Annotated in this window: 15 protein-coding genes; 5 read left to right on the top strand and 10 right to left on the bottom strand. The window is 70.3% G+C overall.

Translation table 11 applies throughout. The features are described 5' to 3' along the window. Nucleotide 1 precedes the first annotated feature (1 nt). Nucleotides 2–1,531 carry an ABC transporter ATP-binding protein gene (locus ABKA17_RS31340; protein WP_353695662.1) on the bottom strand — a complete coding sequence of 510 codons (1,530 nt, stop codon included), beginning with the start codon at nt 1,529–1,531 and terminating at the stop codon, nt 2–4. Then, on the bottom strand, nt 1,512–2,561 hold the full coding sequence (locus ABKA17_RS31335) for a BMP family ABC transporter substrate-binding protein (protein WP_353695661.1): 1,050 nt from the start codon (nt 2,559–2,561) through the stop codon (nt 1,512–1,514). Before ABKA17_RS31335 ends, ABKA17_RS31340 begins: the two co-directional genes overlap by 20 nt. Nucleotides 2,562–2,874: 313 nt before the next feature. On the opposite strand from ABKA17_RS31335, the gene mtnA reads away from it, so the two are divergent. Then, nucleotides 2,875–3,906, top strand: a complete 1,032-nt coding sequence (gene mtnA, locus ABKA17_RS31330; RefSeq protein WP_353695660.1) for an S-methyl-5-thioribose-1-phosphate isomerase — start codon at nt 2,875–2,877, stop codon at nt 3,904–3,906. Between the two features lie 68 nt (nt 3,907–3,974). On the opposite strand, the gene mtnB is transcribed toward mtnA, so the two are convergent. From mtnB to ABKA17_RS31315, 3 genes are read right to left on the bottom strand one after another with little or no spacing between them, the layout of a single operon-like run. Then, nucleotides 3,975–4,583 carry a methylthioribulose 1-phosphate dehydratase gene (gene mtnB / locus ABKA17_RS31325; RefSeq protein ID WP_353695659.1) on the bottom strand — a complete coding sequence of 203 codons (609 nt, stop codon included), beginning with the start codon at nt 4,581–4,583 and terminating at the stop codon, nt 3,975–3,977. After that, entirely contained in the window at nt 4,580–5,314 is a 735-nt protein-coding gene (gene mtnC / locus ABKA17_RS31320; protein WP_353695658.1) for an acireductone synthase, read from the bottom strand. The genes mtnB and mtnC overlap by 4 nt, the downstream gene beginning before the upstream one ends. Continuing rightward, nucleotides 5,311–5,910, bottom strand: coding sequence for a 1,2-dihydroxy-3-keto-5-methylthiopentene dioxygenase (locus ABKA17_RS31315; protein WP_353695657.1), 600 nt, complete (start codon nt 5,908–5,910; stop codon nt 5,311–5,313). The genes mtnC and ABKA17_RS31315 overlap by 4 nt, the downstream gene beginning before the upstream one ends. Before the next feature lie 512 nt (nt 5,911–6,422). Here ABKA17_RS31315 and ABKA17_RS31310 point away from each other — a divergent pair. Genes ABKA17_RS31310 through mtnK form a run of 4 tightly spaced genes read left to right on the top strand, consistent with a single transcriptional unit; the run spans nt 6,423 to nt 11,336 of the window. Further along, a complete protein-coding gene (locus ABKA17_RS31310) occupies nt 6,423–7,520 on the top strand; it encodes a substrate-binding domain-containing protein (RefSeq protein ID WP_353695656.1) in 1,098 nt (365 codons plus the stop codon). Then, entirely contained in the window at nt 7,507–9,054 is a 1,548-nt protein-coding gene (locus ABKA17_RS31305) for a sugar ABC transporter ATP-binding protein (RefSeq protein ID WP_353695655.1), read from the top strand. The genes ABKA17_RS31310 and ABKA17_RS31305 overlap by 14 nt, the downstream gene beginning before the upstream one ends. A gap of 25 nt (nt 9,055–9,079) precedes the next feature. Next, the gene (locus ABKA17_RS31300; protein ID WP_353695654.1) at nt 9,080–10,150 is read left to right on the top strand and encodes an ABC transporter permease; all 1,071 of its coding nucleotides are present in this window, start codon (nt 9,080–9,082) and stop codon (nt 10,148–10,150) included. Nucleotides 10,151–10,163: 13 nt separating this feature from the next. Next, a complete protein-coding gene (mtnK, locus tag ABKA17_RS31295; RefSeq protein ID WP_353695653.1) occupies nt 10,164–11,336 on the top strand; it encodes an S-methyl-5-thioribose kinase in 1,173 nt (390 codons plus the stop codon). Here the strand turns inward: mtnK and ABKA17_RS31290 are convergent. The 5 genes from ABKA17_RS31290 to ABKA17_RS31270 all read right to left on the bottom strand — a co-directional run bounded on the left by ABKA17_RS31290 (nt 11,325) and on the right by ABKA17_RS31270 (nt 17,146). Continuing rightward, nucleotides 11,325–11,894: an SMI1/KNR4 family protein gene (locus ABKA17_RS31290; protein WP_353695652.1), complete on the bottom strand. Its 570-nt coding sequence runs from the start codon at nt 11,892–11,894 to the stop codon at nt 11,325–11,327. The two genes, mtnK and ABKA17_RS31290, sit on opposite strands and share 12 nt — an antisense overlap. A 117-nt stretch (nt 11,895–12,011) precedes the next feature. Continuing rightward, nucleotides 12,012–13,628 carry a glycerol-3-phosphate dehydrogenase/oxidase gene (locus tag ABKA17_RS31285; protein WP_353695651.1) on the bottom strand — a complete coding sequence of 539 codons (1,617 nt, stop codon included), beginning with the start codon at nt 13,626–13,628 and terminating at the stop codon, nt 12,012–12,014. 8 nt (nt 13,629–13,636) lie between these two features. Next, nucleotides 13,637–15,175 (bottom strand): glycerol kinase GlpK, encoded by a 1,539-nt coding sequence (gene glpK, locus ABKA17_RS31280; RefSeq protein WP_353695650.1) that lies wholly within the window; start codon nt 15,173–15,175, stop codon nt 13,637–13,639. Between the two features lie 59 nt (nt 15,176–15,234). Beyond that, nucleotides 15,235–16,035, bottom strand: coding sequence for an MIP/aquaporin family protein (locus tag ABKA17_RS31275; protein WP_353695649.1), 801 nt, complete (start codon nt 16,033–16,035; stop codon nt 15,235–15,237). A 337-nt stretch (nt 16,036–16,372) separates the two neighbouring features. Then, nucleotides 16,373–17,146, bottom strand: coding sequence for an IclR family transcriptional regulator (locus ABKA17_RS31270; protein ID WP_353695648.1), 774 nt, complete (start codon nt 17,144–17,146; stop codon nt 16,373–16,375). Nucleotides 17,147–17,423: the final 277 nt, after the last annotated feature.

Genomic DNA, 17,423 nt, shown 5'->3' with positions numbered 1-17,423 from the left:
GTCAGTCGACGGCCTCCACAGTGACCTGGGCGCCTGCCATGGCCAGCCCCAGCGTCCGTTCGTCCGCCTCGTCCTTGTCGTAGGTCGCGGTGATGCGGCCCTCGTACATGACCAGCACCCGGTCGGCGAGGCCGCGGATCTCGCTCAGTTCGGCGGAGACGAGGAGCACGGCGTGACCGGCGTCGCGGTAGGCGATCAGCTGGTCGTGGATGTTCTGGATCGCGCCGATATCGACGCCGCGCGTGGGCTGCTCGACGAGCAACAGTGGGGCGTCGTGGGCGAGTTCGCGGCCGATCAGCAGTTTCTGCAGATTGCCGCCGGAGAGCGCGGTCGCGGGGACCTCGGGGCTCGACGCCTTGATGCCGAACCGCTCGATCAGCCGCTGTGCGTGCGCCCGGACCGACGTCGGCGGCAGCAGTCCGCGGGAGGACAGGGACGTACGGTGATGGCCCATCGCCAGGTTGTCGGCGACGGACGCGGCAGGCGCCGTACCGACCGCGTGGCGGTCCTCCGGGACGTACGCCAGGCCCTTGAGGCGGCGCTCGGTGGCCGAGGCGTGGGTGATGTCGTCGCCGCCGAGCCCGACCCGCCCGGCGGTGGTGGGCCGTAGCCCGGCCAGTGCCTCGATCAGTTCGCTCTGCCCGTTGCCCGCGACGCCCGCGATGCCGACGATCTCGCCCGCTCGTACGGTGAGCGTGGCCTCGTGCACCGCGTCGGTGGCGAGGCCGGTCACGTCGAGCACCACGTCACCGGGGCTGCCGGGGGCGTGGACACGGTCCAGTTCGACCGCGCGGCCGGTCATCGCGGCCGCGATCTCGTCGGCGGAGGTCTCCGCGGTGACCAGCCGCGCGACCACCCGGCCGTCCCGCAGGACGGTCACGCGGTCGCTGCCTTCGAGGACCTCGCGTAGCTTGTGCGTGACAAGGATCACCGTACGGCCCTGCGCGGCCAGCGACTTGAGCACCGCGAACAGGGCGTCCGCCTCGGCGGGCGTGAGGACGGCGGTCGGCTCGTCGAGGATCAGCGTGCGGGCACCGCGGTGCAGCAGCTTCAGGATCTCCACGCGCTGGCGCAGACCGACCGGCAGCTCGCCCACCCGGGCGTCCGGATCCACGGCCAGCCCGTGCTCCGCGGCGAGCTCGCGCACCCGGCGGCGGGCCGCGGCGCGGTCCACCAGGCCGAAGCGGCGCGGCTCGGCGGCGTAGACGACGTTCTCGGCGACCGTGAGCGAGTCGAACAGCTTGAAGCTCTGGTGGACCATGCCGAGCCCGGCGGCCATGGCGTCGGCCGGGCTGGCGAAGCGCACGTCCTGGCCGTCGACGCGGATCGAGCCGGCGTCGGCGCGCTCCAGCCCGAAGAGGACCGACATGAGCGTGGACTTGCCCGCGCCGTTCTCGCCCATCAGGGCGTGGATCTCGCCGTGGCGGACGCCGAGGTCGACGGAGTCGTTGGCGAGCGTGCCGGGGAACCGCTTGGTGATTCCCCGGAGCTCGACGGCGAGGCTCTGGGCGTCAGCCGGCGGCCGGGTCATCGACCGTCAGCTTCCCGGACACGATCTGGTCGCGCAGCGCCTCGACCTTGGCGAGGACGTCCTTGTGGTCCGCGATCACGCACTTCGAGGAGTCCACGCCGGCCTCCAGACCGGTGAGGCTGATCCCGCCCTCCTTGAGGCCGTACGAGACGGTCGTGCCCGTCTTGCCGGCGAGGACCGACTCGATGCCCTTCTCCACGGCGACGTCCGTGCGCTTGATCACGTTGTCGACGACCGTGCCGGGTGCCGACGGGCACTGGTTGACGTCCACGCCGTACGCGAAGGCGCCCTTGGCCTTCGCGGCCTCGAAGACGCCGTAGTTGCCGGCCGCCGCGGCCGCCATGATCTGGTCGTAGCCCTTGGCGAGCAGGGTGTTCGCCTGCTCCTTGGCGCGGGCCGAGTCGTCGAAGGGGGACTGGCCGCCGACGAACCGGGTGTCGGTGGTGGTCTTCGCCGCGACCTTCTTGGCACCGGCCGCGAACGGGTCGCTGTAGCGGCGGAACTGGGGCGTGTCGAGCACGTCGACCGCGCCCACCTTGCCGGACCTGCTCAGCAGACCGGCCTCGGCGCCCGCGAGATAGACGCCCTCGTGCTCACGGAAGACCGCGCAGCTGACGTTCTTGAAGGTCTTGGTGGTGCAGGCGTCGATGATCAGGAACTGCTGCTTCGGGTTCTTCTGCGCCTGCTGCGCGACGAGGTCGGCGAACTCGAAGCCGACCAGCACGATGACGTCGGGCTTCGCGTCCACCGCGGCCTGGACGTTCTGCTGCTGGGAGGCGGTGTCCGTGGACTCGTAGACCTTCTGCGAGCCGTCGTGGCTCTTCGCCGCGTCCTTGATGCCGCTGACGGCGAGCTTCAGGAACTCGTTCTGGCCGACGGCGTCGGGGGTGACGAGGGTGAAGGACCTGCCGCCGGCGCCGGCGGCGGAGGAGTCGTCGTTCTTCGCGGCCGCGTTGCAGGCGGTGGCGGCGGTGAGCAGCACGGCGGTGGCGGCGGCCGTGCGCAGGGCACGACGGTTTCTGCGGAGCATCGGGGGACCTTCCGGATACGGCGGTGCACGCTCCGGCGGCAGCGCGCGGAGGGCGGAGAGGAGGGTGGAGAAGGGTGACGGGCAACGCTGGAACGGGGACGGGTCAGCGTCGACAGCCGTCACCGGCACACCGGCAGAAGTCGAGGAAACGGCGCTTGGTCAGCAGCACGGGCTTCCTCCTTCGTCTCGGTCTGCGGACTGATCGCTGGACAGTAGCATCCGTTTCCGGACACTTGCCCGACTGTCTCGAACTATGGTTCGCCCAGGTCATGTACGGTGGCGGAGACCACCGGAACATCAGGAGTGTCCCGATATGTCCCAGGAATTGCGCGCGGTCGACTGGACCGGAAACAGCCTCGCGCTCATAGACCAGACGCTGCTGCCGCATCGCACCGAGACGATGGATGTCCGCGATGTGGACACCCTCGTCGACGCCATCCAGCGCCTCGTGGTGCGCGGCGCGCCCGCGATAGGCGCGGCGGGCGCCTACGGCGTCGCCCTCGCGCTGGTGCAGGGCGAGCGCGAGGGCTGGTCGACGGACGAGGTGCGCGCCGCCGTCGCGCGTATCCGGGAGGCCCGGCCGACCGCCGTGAACCTGATGGTCTGCGTGGACCGCGTGATGACCCGCTTCGACGAGGGCCTCGACGCCGTCCTCGAGGAGGCCGTCGCCGTCCAGCGCGAGGACGTCCTGGCGAACCGGGCGATGGGCTCGTACGGCGCCGACTGGCTGCTCGAACGCGTCGGCGCCGAAAGGCCGTTGCGCATCCTGACCCACTGCAACACCGGCGCCCTCGCCACCGCCGGCTGGGGCACCGCGCTCGGCGTCATCCGCGAACTGCACAAGCGGGGACTGATCGAGGTCGTCTACGCCGACGAGACGCGCCCCCTGCTCCAGGGATCCCGCCTCACCGCCTGGGAGTTGGTCCAGGAGGGCATCCCGCACTACGTCCAGGCCGACGGGGCCGCCGCCGGCACCATCCTGCGCGGCGAGGTCGACGCGGCCGTCGTCGGCGCCGACCGCATCGCGGCCAACGGCGACACCGCGAACAAGGTCGGCACCGTGGGCGTCGCGCTGGCCTGCGCGGACGCCGGGATCCCGTTCCTGGTCGCGGCGCCCACGACGACGGTCGACCTCTCCACCAAGTCCGGCGACGACATCCACATCGAACTCCGTGGCGAGGCCGAGGTGTTGGAGTGGGGCGGCGTCCGCACGGCGCCCGCCGAGTCCCGCGGCCACAACCCCGCCTTCGACGTGACGCCGGGACGGCTGGTGACGGGGCTGGTGACCGAGCGGGGCGTGCTGGAGGTGTCGGCGGGCCAGGTGCCCGGCGAGTACCTGCGCTAGACCCCCGTACATCCTGATACGGCGAAGGCGGCCCGGTCGGTGTGACCGGGCCGCCTTTTGACGTGCCGTCAGCGCTGACTGAGCTCCAACTCCAGGAGCCACTCCACGACTTCGGTGTGATGCCGGGCCTGACGGGGATCCGAACCCCATACGTACAGTCCGTGCCCGGCGACCACCACGGCCGGCATCCGGGGGTCGCGAGCCGCCTCCAGACGGTCCCCGAGCACCTTCATGTCCTGGCTGTTGGCGATGACCGGCAGCGTCACCTCCACGTCGTGGGCGGGCTGCCCGACGCCCTTCAGCATCTCCAGGTCCCTGAAGACGATCCCGCCCGGCTCGCGCCGGCCCATGGCCACGGAGGCGACCGTGTGCACGTGCACCACCGCCCCGGCGCCGGTCAGCGCGGCCACGCGCGCGTGCAGCTCGGCCTCCGCGGACGGCTTGCCGCCCCGCACGGCGGCGCCCTGACCGTCGACCAACACCACGTCCGCGGGCGTCAGTTCACCCTTGTCGTGCCCGCTCGCGGTGACCGCGAGCCGCAGCGGCTCCCGGGTGAGCACCACGGACAGGTTGCCGGAGGTGCCCCGCATCCAGCCGAAGCCGGCGAAGCGCGCGGACTCGGCGGCGAGGACGGCCCCCGCCTCCTCCAGGTCCAGTTCGGTGATCTCGGCGGTCATACGGTGCTCCCGGTGGTGCTGATGGTGATCTCGTCGAACGCCCCCGCCTCGGCGTGGTCGCCGACGCCCTGCTCGTAGTACGGCTCCCCGGACCGCCGGATACCGACGGCGTGCCAGCCGGCAGCGCGGGCCGCGTCCAGCTCGCCGGGGCGGTCGGAGAGGAAGAGGAGCCTGGACGGCTCGACGCCGGCCGACTCCGCGATACGGCGGTACGACTCCGGCTCCTGCTTGGGTCCCGCGTTCTCGGTGTCGTACAGCCCGGAGACCAGCGAGGTCAGGTCGCCCTCCGGGCTGTTGGTGAACCACGCCCGCTGGGCCGCCACCGAGCCGGAGGAGTACACGTACAGCCCGGTCCCCGCCGCGTGCCAGGCGCGCAGCCTCGGTACGACGTCGTCGTAGAAGTGCGAGACGAGGTCGCCGCGGGCGAAGCCCTCGGACCAGATGACGCCCTGAAGGGTCTTCAGCGGCGTGGCCTTGCGGTCCTCGTCGAGCCAGGTGTTCAGGGCCTTCTCGATCGCGGCCGCGTCGGCCTGCGGGTCGCCGAGTTCCTCGCGGATCTGCGCGACCGCCCGTGCCACGTCCGGATCGTCGCCCCGCTCGGCCAGCAGCGTGGCGAACCGCGAGCGGGAGTACGGGTACAGGACGTCGACGACGAAGCCCGTGGCGCTCGTGGTGCCCTCGATGTCGAGCACCACAGCGTCCACGTCGTACGTCAGGTCCCGCAGGCTCACGCCGCGCCCTTGTCGGCCTCGTAGCCCGCCGCGATCGTGTCGTAGTCGGGGAAGCGGGAGGCGATGGTGGAGCCGGTGAAGTTGCCTATCCAGCCGTCCTCCTCGTGGAAGAAGCGGATCGCGGTGAACGACGGGTTGGTGCCCATGTCGAACCAGTGGGTGGTGCCGCGCGGCACGCCCAGCAGGTCGCCCTTCTCGCAGAAGACCGCGTTCACCTCGCCGTTCACGTGCAGGTAGAAGATGCCGGAGCCGGAGACGAAGAAGCGGACCTCGTCATCGTCGTCGTGCGTGTGCTCCTGGAGGAACTTCTCGCGCGCGGCCTTCGCCTTCGCCGGGAACTCCGGGTCGTCGCTCGGGTGCAGGCCGAGGACGTCGACGGTGGTGAAGCCCTCCTCGGCGTTCAGCTTCTCGATCTCCGGGCCGTACGCGGCGAACACCGTCTCGCTGTCGGCGTCGAACGGGACGTCCTCGCGGATCGGCCACTGCTCGTAGCGCACCCCCAGCGGCTTGAGGGCCGCGGCGATCTCGGCGGGGTCCGAGGTACGGCGGACCAGCGTCTCGGGGCCGGACTCGGACCAGGTGGTCAGCAGGGTCATGGGAGCAACTCCAGGAGTCTGGAAGGAAAGTCCGGATATCGAGACAAGCGCCGGACGGACGGGGGAGGAAGAGAGGCGACGGCGGGGACGGAGGGCGAGCAGCGGTCAGCCGCGACACAGCGCGCCGGGACAGCGCCGCATGCTGGGCATACGCGTCGCTTTCGCGCCAGGTGTCGTCATGAGGGCCTCGCTGTGCCGGGTCGGGTGCCGGTCCTGTGATGCTAACTCTTGCCTTGACCTGCACCGGGTGTGACGTAGTCGTTGTCTCACTTCCTGAGAAACCGCTTCCCATGCTTTGACGAATGGCTGAAATCGTTCTCATGATCTGCATATGAAGACGCTGCTGCTCGTACGGCGGCTGTACGTGGACCTGCTCCGGTCGACCACGGCCAGCTGTCGCTGACCCCTCCCGGAGCCCCGGTCTGCCCGCCCCCACATTCTGTGCGGTGGCGCATCCCCTTCGCCTGCTCCGGGCCGAGCAACCCCTCCCCTTTCCGTACCTGGAGCCCCTCATGTCCCGCACCCGTCTGTCCCTCGCCGCGCTCTCCCTCGCCTCGGTCTCCGCGCTCGTGCTGTCCGGCTGCTCGCAGTCCACGGACGCCTCGAAGGACACCGGCGACACGGCCGCCTCCGCCTCGGCCGCCACCGGCAAGAAGCCCGCCCCCTTCAGTGCGGGCGCGGTCAAGGTCGCCCTGGTCAGACAGAGCGGCGCCGGCGACTACTTCGAGCAGTGGGGCAACGGCGCCAAGGCGCAGGCCAAGGCCCTCGGCATCGACCTGACCGTGTACGACGCCCAGGCCGACAACGCCAAGCAGGCCACCGACCTGTCCTCCGCCATCAACTCCGGCGCGAAGGCGATCATCATCGACCACGGCTTCCCGGCGACCATCCAGCCGGAGATCGACAAGGCCGTGAAGAAGGGCATCAAGGTCGTCGTCTACGACGTCGAGACCGCCACGAAGGGCGTCGTCTCCACCAAGCAGGACGACGCGAGCATGGCGCAGGCCGTCCTCGACGTGATGGCCAAGGAGGTCGGCAAGAACGCCAAGGTCGGCTACGTCAACGTCGCCGGGTACGCCGCCCTCGACAAGCGGAACACCGTCTGGGCCAAGGAGGCCGCCGCCCATGGCTGGAAGCAGCAGTTCAAGGTCGGCAAGGTGACCGACTCCACGGCCACCGACAACGTTCCCCTCGTCTCCGCCGCGCTGACCCAGCACTCCGACGTGGCCGGTGTCTTCGCCCCCTACGACGAGCTCGCCAAGGGCACCGTCCTCGCCGTCCAGAACAAGAAGCTCCAGGACAAGGTGAAGGTCTTCGGCGCGGACGTCTCCAACGCCGACATCCAGCAGATGACCGCCGCCGACAGCCCGTGGGTGGCCACGGCGGGCACCGACCCGTCCGCGGTCGGCGCCGCCGTCGTCCGCACGACCGCGCTGGAGCTGGCCGGTCAGCTGAACAAGACCTCCGTCGAGTTCCCGGCCGTCGCCATCACCCAGGACTTCCTGCGCGAGAAGAAGATCGAGAACATGGACCAGCTGCGCACGGCGCTGCCCGCGCTGAACCTGTCCCAGGTCTCGACCGCGGACTGGATCTCGAATGTCGCCCACTGAGACGACCTTCGAGGCGACGGAGGGAGCCGTCCCGGCCGTCGGCCTGACCGACGTCAGCATGGCCTTCGGCGGCAAGACCGTCCTCGCCTCCGTCTCGCTCGACATCGCCCCGGGCAGCGTCGTCGCGCTGCTCGGCGCGAACGGCGCCGGCAAGTCCACGCTGATCAAGATCCTGTCGGGCGTCCACACGGACCACGGCGGCGAGGTACGGGTCGCGGGGGAGCCCGCCGCCCTCCAGTCGCCGCTCGCCGCACGGCAGTTGGGCATCCAGACCGTGCACCAGCGCATCGGCGAGGGCATCGTGCCCGGGCTCACGGTCGCCGAGAACCTCGTCTTCGAGGAACTGGCACAGACGCGGGGCAACCCGTTCCTGAACGGTGGCAGGCTGCTCGCCCGCGCCCGTGAGATCCAGGCGGGCCTCGGCCTGGACTGGAGCGACTCCCTCCTCAAGCGGGACGTCACCGAACTCGGCATCTCCGACCGCCAGTTGCTCATCCTCGCCCGGGCCCTGGCCACCCGCCCCCGACTGCTCATCCTCGACGAGCCGACCTCCGCGCTCTCCGCCACCGAGGCGGAGCGCCTGTTCGCGCTCGTCGAGAAGATGCGCGACGACGGCATCGCCGTGCTCTACGTCTCCCACCGCCTCGGCGAGATCGAGGCACTGGCCGACCGGCTGGTCGTCCTGCGAGACGGCCGTCTCACCGAGGACCAGGCCAAGCCCTTCGACTGGGACGCCGCCCTGCGCGCCATGCTCGCCCAGGCCCACGAGGCGACCACGGCCCGCCCCGTGCGCGAAGGCACCTCCGGCGACGTCGTGCTGTCCCTCCGGGGCGTCCGCCTCTTCGAGGGCCGCGCGCCCCTCGACCTCGACCTCCGCACCGGCGAAGTCACCGGCGTCGTGGGCCTGTTGGGCGCCGGCAAGACCGAGCTGGCCCGCGGCCTGTTCGGCGCCGAGCCCTTCGCCACGGGGACGGTCGAGCTGGACGGCAGGGCGTACGCGCCGCGCCGCCCCGCCGACGCCATCCGCGGCGGCATCCACCTGGTCCCCGAGGACCGGCACGCCGACGCGCTGGTCCCCGGCTGGTCGCTGGCCCAGAACATCTCGCTGCCGTTCCTGAAGTCGCTGTCCAGGGCGGGGCTCGTGCAGCGGGCCAGGGAGGACGCCCTGGGCCGCGACACCATCGAGGCGCTCGGCGTGGTCGCCCGTGACGAGCACAGCACCGTCGAGGAACTGTCCGGCGGAAACCAGCAGAAGGTCGTTGTCGGCCGCTGGCTCGCCGAGACACCCCGTGTCCTCATCCTGGACGAGCCGTTCCGAGGCGTGGACATCGGTGCCCGCCGGGACATCGGCCGCCGCGCCCGGGCACTGGCCGCCGAGGGCGCCGCCGTGCTCGTCCTGTCCGCCGACGTCGACGAGGTGCTGGAGGTCGCCGACCGGGTCGTCGTCCTCGCCGCCGGTGAGATCCACCTCGACGCGTACGGCGAAGACGCGGAACGCGACCGCGTGATCCAGACCATCTCGGCGTCGGTGTGACGCCCGCCGCTGAAGGAAGCACCCCATGACCACCACCAAGGGCACCAAGACGACCGAGGCCGCCGCCTCCGGCAAGGCGGCGACCCCGCCCGCCGCGGTCTCCGCCAGCACCGCTGCCCGCGTCCAGAACGCCGTCATCAAGTACGGCTTCATCTTCGTGACGGTCGCGCTGTTCCTGTACTTCGCGCTGAGCGAGGGCTCCTTCCGCGAGTCGGCGACCCTTCTCGACACCCTGCGCTATGTCTCCGTCGCCGCCATCCTCGGCCTCGGCGTCACGCTCACCATGGCCGTCGGCGGAATGGACATGTCCGTCGGCGCGGTCGCGGGCCTCGGTGTCTCGGTCGCCGCCCAGACGATGGTGGTCCACAACCAGGTCGGCACGGTCGCGATCCTCGCGGTGCTGGCAGCGGGCGCCCTGGTCGGTCTGCTCAACGCGCTCCTCATCGTCGTCCTGAAGATCCCCGACATGCTGGCCACGCTCGGCACGCTCTTCGTCATCCAGGGCCTCAAGCTCGTCCTGGTCGACGGCCAGTCCATCACCCCCGGCATGACGCTGGAGGACGGCACCACCGCCCCCGGCAAGTTCACCGACGGCTTCCTGAAGATCGACCGCGGCACGGTGCTCGGCATCCCGATCTCCGTGCTGATCTTCGGTGGTCTGACGATCGCCGCCTGGGTCTTCCTCGCCCGCACCCGCTGGGGCCGCGTCCTGTACGCCATCGGCGCCAACCCCGAGGCCTCCCGCCTGGCGGGCATCCGCGTCGGGGCGTACCGCTCCCTGGCGTACGTCCTGTCCGGCGTCCTCGCCTCGATCGGCGGCCTGATCCTGGCCTCCCGCATCGGACAGGGCGATGTGAGCGCCGGAACCTCCCAGCTCCTGGAGGCGGTCGCGGTCGCGCTGGTCGGCACCTCGGTGCTCGGCCGCGGGCGCCCGAACGTCTGGGGCACGGCCCTCGGCGCGGTGCTGATCGGCATCATCACCACCGGCCTCACCATCAAGGGCCTGCCCTACTACACGCAGGACGTCGTCGAGGGCGCGGTCCTCATCCTCGCCCTGGTCTTCAGCTTCACCCTGTCCAAGCGCCGCACCGCATAAGGAAGTTCACGACATGGGCTACCGCATCCTGGAGACCGACGACATCCCGGCGTACCTGCGCGAACGCGGCCACTGGGTCGGCACGGCCGATCCGGCGGTCCGCGAGGTCTCCGACGGCAACATGAACCGCGTCTTCCTCGCCTCCGCCACCGACGGCACCCGCAGCCTCGCGGTGAAGCAGGCCCTGCCCTGGGTGCGGGTCGCGGGCCCCTCCTGGCCGATGAACCCGGACCGCGCCGACGCGGAGGCCCGGGCCTACGAGCAGCTCGCCCGGGTCGCCCCGGACAAGATCCCGGCGGTCCACGGCTACGACCCCGAGAACTACGCCCTCGTCATGGAGGACATGTCCGACCTGGAGGTGCTGCGGACCCTGCTCAACGAAGGCGCCTCGTACGGCCCGGACACCTCGGCGCGGATCGGCGAGTTCGTCGCCCAGTTCTCCTTCGCGACCAGCGACTTCGGCATGCCGTCCGCCGACCGCAAGGCGCTGATCGCGGCCTCGGTGAGCCCGGAGCTCTGCAAGATCACGGAGGATGTCGTCCTGTCCGAGCCGTACCTCGAGCACGAGCACAACCACTGGCACGAGGGCCTGGACGACCTGGCGACCGAGTTCCGCGCGGACACCCGCCTGCGCACCGAGGTGGCCGACCTCCGCCACACCTTCATGACCAGCGCCCAGGCACTCCTCCACGGCGACCTGCACACCGGCAGCGTCATGGTCGGCGCACGCGAAGGCACGCCCGTGGTGCGGGTCTTCGACCCGGAGTTCTCCTTCGTCGGCCCGATCGGCTACGACCTCGGCCTGTACTGGGCCAACGTGCTGGTGTCGGAGGAGCGGGCACGCGCGCTCGGCACCCTGTCCGACCACGCCGGGCAACTCGGCCTGTCCTGGGAGGCGTTCGAGAGGGAGTTCCGCCGGCTGTGGCCGACCCGGGTGGACACCTTCTTCGACGACGCCTACCTGGACCGCTTCCTGCGCCGGATATGGACGGAGTCGGTGGGCTACGCCGGCACGGAGATCATCCGCCGCATCATCGGCTTCGCCCATCTGACCGACCTCACGACCCTGCCCGACCCGGTCCCGGCCTCCCGACGGGCACTGCTGCTCGGCCGCGAACTGATCGTGCGGCGCGAGGAGCTGCCCTCCCCGCACGCGGTACGCGAGGTCGTCGCCTCACTGCGCTGACTCGGCGTCGAACCACTCCTTGCCGGCGCCCCAGTGCGCGACCCAGCCGGCGAAGCCGGGCGCGGAGGTCGTATGACCGAACTCCGCGCCGAACGGCATGGCACCCACGTCGGTGACGTGCCATATGTGCCCTCGGTGCGGGCCGGTCACGACCAGGTGCCAGTTCATCGCGCACCCGTCCGTGCCGAGCACGATCGAACCGTGGCGCAGCACCTGGTCGACAACGGCCTCGGGGTCCTCGTAGGGGCTCTCGCCCTCTTCCCAGACCCAGGCCTCGGTCAGCGGGAACGGCTTGCTCAAGTCCCGGTCCGAACCGTCGCCGCCCCAGTCCGACGGCAGCTCGGCCAGCCCCACCAGCCCGAACTCCGGCGGCCCCTGGAACGATCCGTCGGTCAACTCCGCCACGAACGTCCGATACGGCTCCGGCAGCACCACGCCGTGCTCCGCCTCGAAGGCCCGCACCGCCTCCCAGCCGAGGGCCGACGCACCGTCGTCGTCCACGCCGAAAGCCTCCCGCAGGGCCGCCAGATCCTTCGGAGTGGCCTGATCAAGTTCCATGCGTTCATGAAAGCACCCGGCACTGACAAGCCCGCCGACCGCCAGCCAGGGCAGGTGAAAGGGGCGGCTCCATCGGCGTGGAGCCGCCCCTTTCACGTCGTGACAGACCCGTGAGGCCTACTTCTTGTCGAGCAGGTCCTGCACCTTCGCGCGGACGTCGTCCGTGGCCAGGCCGCGGATCGTCAGCGTCGTACGGCGGCGCAGCACGTCGTCCTGGGTCTCTGCCCACTCGTTGTCCCGGGCGTAGACGACCTGCGCCCAGATCTCCGGGGCGTCCGGGTGGACGCGCTCGCCCAGCTCCGGGTTCTCGTTCGCCAGACGCGCGATGTCGAAGGCGAGCGAACCGTAGTGCGTGGCAAGGTGCCTGGCCGTGTCGGCCGCCATCCGCGGACCCGGCGCCGGGTTGTCGACCAGCAACCGGTGCGCCACCGCGCGCGGGTTGGCGACACCCGGCAGCGGGAGCTTCTTCGGCAGGGACGAGATGGGCTCGAAGTCGTCGCCCAGCGGGTGGCCCGGCAGCGCCTCCAGCTTCTGCATGACCGTACGGCCGATGTGGCGGAACGTCGTCCACTTGCCGCCGGCCACCGACAGCATGCCGCCCCGGCCCTCCGTCACGACCGTCTCGCGCTTGGCCTTCGCCGTGTCGCCGGGGCCACCCGGCAGCACCCTGAGGCCCGCGAAGGCGTACGTGATGAGGTCACGGTCGAGCTGCTGGTCGCGGATGGAGAACGCGGCCTCGTCGAGTATCTGGGCCGTGTCCTTCTCGGTGACCGAGACATCCGCCGGGTCGCCCTCGAACTCCTCGTCCGTGGTGCCGAGCAGCAGCATGTCCTCCCAGGGCAGGGCGAACGTGATGCGGTACTTGTCGATCGGGGTCGCCAGCGCGGCCTTCCACGGCGCCGTCCGCTTCAGGACCAGGTGCGCGCCCTTGGAGAGCCGGATGGACGGGGCCGCGTTCGGGTCCTCCATCTTGCGCAGGTGGTCGACCCACGGCCCGGTCGCGTTGAGCACGAGACGGGCGTTCACCCCGAACTCGTCGCCGGACTGGCGGTCACGCAGCTCTGCACCCGTGACCCGGCCCTTGGTGAACCGCAGCCCGGTCACCTCGGCGTGGTTCAGGACCACCGCGCCCGCCTCGACGGCCGCCCGGACCGTCATCAGCGCCATACGCGCGTCGTTCATCTGGTCGTCGCCGTAGACGGCGACGGCCTTGAGGTTGTCGGTACGCAGCTCGGGCACGTCCTGCGCCGCCTTCGCGGGGGACAGGAGGTGACCGACACCGTCACCGAACGCGGAGAGCGCGGAGTAGGCGAAGACGCCCGCCCCGAGCTTCGCGGCGCCGTGCGGCCCGCCCTTGTACACGGGGAGGTAGAACGTGAGCGGGTTCGCCAGGTGGGGAGCCACCTGGCGGGAGACCGCACGGCGCTCGAAGTGGTTCTCCGCCACCAGCTTCACCGCGCCGGTCTGCAGATAGCGCAGACCGCCGTGGAGCAGCTTGGACGAGGCGGAGGAGGTGGCACCGGCGAAGTCGCCGGAGTCGACCAGAGCCACCCTGAGGCCGGACTGCGCGGCGTGCCAGGCGGTGGAGATGCCCAGGATGCCGCCGCCGATCACGAGAAGGTCGTACGACGCCTTGGAGAGCTGCTCCCGGGTCTCGGCGCGGCTCGGGTTGGAGGCGGAGGCCGGGCGCGTACCGAGGGCAGGCACGGACTGCAGGGTGGACTGACTGGTCATGCGGTTTCTTACTCCTCGTCCTCGAGCCAGCCCATGGTCCGCTCGACGGCCTTGAGCCAGCTCTTGTACTCACGGTCGCGGGTGTCCGCGTCCATGCGGGGGGTCCACTCGGCGGCCCGGCGCCAGTTGGCACGCAGGTCGTCGGTGCTGGTCCAGAAGCCGACGGCGAGACCGGCGGCGTAGGCGGCGCCGAGGCAGGTCGTCTCGGCGACCATCGGGCGCACCACGGGCGCGTCGACGAAGTCGGAGAGGGTCTGCATCAGCAGGTTGTTGGAGGTCATGCCACCGTCGACCTTGAGGGCCGCGAGCTCGACGCCCGAGTCCTTGGTCATGGCGTCCGTGATCTCACGGGTCTGCCAGGCGGTGGCCTCCAGGACGGCACGCGCCAGGTGCGCCTTGGTGACGTACCGGGTCAGACCGGCGATCACACCGCGGGCGTCGGAGCGCCAGTACGGGGCGAACAGACCGGAGAAGGCCGGCACGAAGTAGGCGCCGCCGTTGTCCTCGACCGAGAGCGCGAGCGTCTCGATCTCGGCGGCGGTGGAGATCAGGCCCATCTGGTCGCGCATCCACTGCACCAGCGAACCGGTGACCGCGATCGAACCCTCGAGGGCGTAGACCGGGGCCTCGTCGCCGATGCGGTAGCCGACGGTGGTGAGCAGACCGGAGTACGAGTTGATGATCTTCTCGCCGGTGTTCATCAGCATGAACGTGCCGGTGCCGTACGTCGACTTCGCCTCGCCCTCGGCGAAACAGGTCTGGCCGAACAGGGCCGCCTGCTGGTCACCGAGCGCCGAGGCGACCGGGATGCCGCCGAGCAGCTCGCCCAGCTTGCCGCCCGTGACCTCGCCGTAGACCTCGGCGGAGGAGCGGATCTCCGGGAGCATCGACAGCGGCACGCCGATGGACTCGGCGATCTTCTCGTCCCACTCCAGCGTGTGGAGGTTCATCAGCATGGTGCGGGAGGCGTTGGTGACGTCGGTGTAGTGCTTGCCGCCGTTGACGCCACCGGTCAGGTTCCAGATGACCCAGGTGTCCATGGTGCCGAAGAGGATGTCGCCGGCCTCGGCGCGCTCGCGCAGGCCATCGACGTTGTCCAGCAGCCAGCGGGCCTTGGGACCGGCGAAGTACGACGCGAGCGGCAGGCCGGTCTCGCGGCGGAAGCGGTCCTGGCCGACGTTGCGGCCGAGCTCCTTGCAGAGCGCGTCGGTGCGGGTGTCCTGCCAGACGATGGCGTTGTGGACGGGCTCACCGGTGTTCTTGTCCCACAGCAGCGTGGTCTCACGCTGGTTGGTGATGCCGATGGCCTTGATGTCGTCGCGGGTGATGCCGGCCTTCTGGATGGCTCCGGCGACGACTTCCTGGACGTTGGTCCAGATCTCGTTGGCGTTGTGCTCGACCCAGCCCGGCTTCGGGAAGATCTGCTCGTGCTCCTTCTGGTCGACGGAGACGATACGCCCGTCGCGGTCGAAGACGATGCAGCGGCTCGAGGTGGTGCCCTGATCGATGGCGGCGATGAAGGGGCCGGCGGTGTGCGCGTCGGTCACTGTGTGCTCCTGGTTCCGTAAGTAAGGGGACTGTCTACGACTGCTTGCTACGGCTGCTTCTAAGCGAAAGCGACGTTGTAGATGCCCGCAGCGATCGCGGCGCCGATCAGGGGACCGACGACCGGGACCCAGGCGTAGCTCCAGTCGGAGCCACCCTTGTTGGGCAGGGGCAGGAGGGCGTGCACGATACGCGGACCGAGGTCACGGGCCGGGTTGATGGCGTAACCGGTCGGGCCACCGAGGGACAGACCGATCGAGACGACGACCAGGGCGGTGATCAGGGCGCCCAGGGTGCCCAGGCCGTTGCCACCGTCGTTGAGACCCTGCGTGAGAACCGCGAGCACCAGCACGATGGTGCCGATGACCTCCGTGGCGACGTTCTGCCAGGCGACCCGGATCTCGGGGCCGGTGGAGAAGATGCCCAGGACCGGGCCCGCGCCCTTCTCCTGCGCCTCGACGGCCTTGGCCGTGGTGGCCTGTGCGCCGGGCGCGCCGACGATCTCCTTGTCGGTCAGGTGCGCGAGGAACTGGCCGTAGTAGGCGATCCAGACCAGGGCCGCGCCGATCATGGCGCCGAGCAGCTGCCCGCCCCAGTAGATCGGGACGTCACTCCAGGAGATGCCGTCCTTCTTGAGCGCGAGCGCGAGGGTGACGGCCGGGTTCAGGTGCGCGCCGGAGAGCGGCGCGGAGGTGTAGACGGCCGTCAGTACGGCGAAACCCCACCCGAAGGTGATGGCCAGCCAGCCGGCGTTGCGGGCCTTGGAGGCCTTCAGCGTGACGGCCGCGCAGACGCCGCCGCCGAGCAGGATGAGTATGGCGGTACCGATGGTCTCGCCGATGAAGATGTCGGAGCTGGACACCCGCGACTCCTTTGTCCTTCGTCCAGGGGACCGAACCCCGGGTCCCTCCGGAGGTTCGAGCTGCTCTCGGATGAGAGCGATACCGGCCCTTGGCGTTGTCACACTCTAGCGCGTATTGCCGGTAGGTGTTCGACAATGTCGACCGATGGACGGGAGTCTCGCTCCGGCGTTACACGTGCGTCAAGGGTTCTGTTGTCGAAAACACGATCGTTATTGACTGCTGTGAGTTGTCGATCTTCGGGTGGGGCGCCAGTGGGGACTCGCCCGATATGTCCACATCAGGGTATGGCGAAGACCGGAACGCCGTCGCAGCGTCCCGGCCTGCTCTTACCCAGTTCTAGAACCGCCCGGCGCCCAGATCCCGCGACACCGCGCGGGCACAGTCCCGTACTGCCGCGATCAGCTCGGGACGCAGCGCACCCTCTTCGTCGGGCCGGCACAGCCGCTCCACGGCCCCGGTGATGCACACCGCGCCCACCGGCATCCGCCGCCGGTCGTGGATGGGCGCGGCCACCCCGGCGACGCCCTCCCAGGTCTCCTCCACGTCCGCGGCGTAACCACGCGCGCGGGTGATGTCGAGGATGTTCTCGAAGGCGTCCAGCTCACACACCGTGCGGTCGGTGAAAGCCTTGCGGTCCGCCTCGATCGCCTCACTGTGGGCCACCGGGTCGTACGCCGACAGCACCTTGCCCAGAGCGGTGGAGTGCAGCGGCTGCATGGCCCCGATCTCCAGCACCTGCCGGCTGTCGTCCGGCCTGAAGACGTGGTGCACGATCAGCACGCCCTGCTGGTGCAGGACCCCCAGATAGACGCTCTCGCCGCTGGAACGGGCCAGATCGTCGGTCCACACCAGCGCGCGTGCCCGCAGCTCGTGCACGTCCAGATAGGTCGTGCCCAGGCGCAGCAACTCGGCGCCCAGCTGGTAGCGCCCGGAGGCCTCGTCCTGCTCGACGAACCCCTCCAGCTGGAGGGTGCGCAGGATGCCGTGCGCGGTGCCCTTGGCGAGGCCCAGGGCCGAGGCGATGTCCGACAGGCCGAGCCGACGCTCGCCGCCCGCGAGCAGCCGCAGCATCGCGGCCGCCCGTTCGAGCGACTGGATGTTCCGTGCCATCGCCGTCCTGCCTCCGTCCCCTTCGACCGTCGACCCGCGACGTCGCTGCCGCTGTTCGGCAATGTCGAACACTACTAGCCCATGCCGACCGACCGCCAATGGTCGTACGACACCTTTGCGTCACTCGTGATCCGCACGCGCGTCACTCGTATCCCGCAAGCGACCCGCCCGTCATCCTCGTCCGTCCCGTGGACGCCCTGACCGTCCGGGGCTGGTCCCGGCTACCCTGACGGCGTGCGCCCGCTGTGGGAAGTCCCACGGCAGGAAGCAAAGCCGA

The sequence above is a fragment of the Streptomyces sp. RG80 genome (assembly GCF_040446465.1).
In the GTDB taxonomy this organism is placed as follows: domain Bacteria; phylum Actinomycetota; class Actinomycetes; order Streptomycetales; family Streptomycetaceae; genus Streptomyces.
The sequence above is the reverse complement of the archived record's forward strand: the minus strand, read 5'-3'. Positions and strand labels throughout refer to the sequence as shown.